1 pseudogene is annotated in these 1,550 nt (G+C 67.5%); it reads right to left on the minus strand.

Annotation, left to right across the window (positions count from 1 at the left end):
• Positions 1-1,503, minus strand: a pseudogene (locus ABF821_RS20300) (hypothetical protein); the annotation flags it as partial.
• Positions 1,504-1,550: the final 47 nt, after the last annotated feature.

Below are 1,550 nucleotides of genomic sequence, written 5' to 3' on the forward strand. Positions count from 1 at the left end.
AGCATAGCTGGCCGTCACGATCGCCTGCCCCTGCCCGTCGGTCGCCCGCACCACGATCTGCGCCCCGGCCAGCGTCCCGTCACTGGCCATGCCGATGCAAAAACCCGGCTGCCCGCCAGCCGCGTCTCCATTGCCCAGCACCAGCCCACGCGGCGCGCCATCCTCGGGCAGATCCACCCACAGGCTGACCAGCAGACTGGCCAGACCCGGCGCCATCCCCTCCGGCGCGCCCGCGCGCACCAGCGCCGCAGGCGTCGTCATCTCCACCCCACACGGCTGATAGGCCACGCTGGTCACGGCGGGCACGCCCGGCAGGCCCACCCCCGTCTCCACATCCAGTTCGAACCGCCGCATGAACACGCGCTCGCGCAACGCCTGCACCGGCGGCGCCGCCAGCAACCCGCGCATGGTCGCCCCCAGTTCGGTATAGACCAGCGGATTCAACACCCCGACCACACCGCTCAGGCAATCGCCGACCAACACCCGGCCACGGACCATCAGCGCGCAATTAGCCCGCCACCGGCCGATCGAACTGTCGGCGCCATCGCCGGTCCAGGATTCCCGCTCGTGCCACAGCCCGGTCGCCACATCATACACCCAGGTCGCGGCCGCCGAGGGAAACAGCAGGGTGACGAATTTATGTCCTTCCAGCGTATAGCTGAAACACCGCGCATCCGCCCGCGCCGGATAAGCCTGCCACGCCCCCTCGATCGCATGGGTCGAAACCCGCTGCGGCTGATACCCCGCCAGCCGATAGAACATCCCGTCATCGCCGAGGAAAAAGACGGTATTATCCTCCAGGCAATGCGCATGCGGCCCCGCGATCCCCCGCTGGATGAACGCCCCGTCGAACCGCTGGAACGGAAAGGACGGCGCCGCATTCCCCGCGTCGTACCACACCTCGGTCCGCGCCGCGCCGAACAGATAAAGCTGCTCGTGCGAATTCACGATCGCCAGCAACGGGTCGGCCGTCGCCTCCTTCGAGGCGAACATCGTGCCATCGAACGGCGTCACCGCCTCCTGCGGCGACAGAAAGAACTGCTGCGTCCCGGCCCGGTTGAAGACGAAATAGGTATCGAAATAAACGACCGAATCCGCCGGATGGAAATTCTCGTCCACAATCCGCTGCACGCCACCGGCCACGGAATACGACCAGCCGGACTCTCCATCCACCCACACCAGGTCGGTGCCGTTGGTATCCATCGACACCGGCCCCGTCACCCAGGTCGCGCCCAGTTCCACGGCCGCCCCGTCCGCCTCCACCCGATACAGCGCCTGGCCCGAGACCACATACAGCGCCCCGCCCATCACGCCCATGCCCCACACCGGCCCGTCCCCGCACTGCGCGAACGCGACCATGCCGGGGCACCCCCACACCGGCACCGGCGTCTTGGCATCCCTCGGCGCATATTCGGCATAGAAATTGACGCAGCGCTGCGCATCCAGCGCCACCGAATGCGCCTGGTACGATTGCGCGGCAAACGCCACCTGCTGCACCGCCATCGGTGGCATCGTGCGTCAAGGCGGCTGCAGATGGCTCGGATTGGCAC

The sequence above is a fragment of the Gluconacetobacter sp. genome (assembly GCF_047721585.1).
Taxonomy (GTDB): domain Bacteria; phylum Pseudomonadota; class Alphaproteobacteria; order Acetobacterales; family Acetobacteraceae; genus Gluconacetobacter; species Gluconacetobacter dulcium.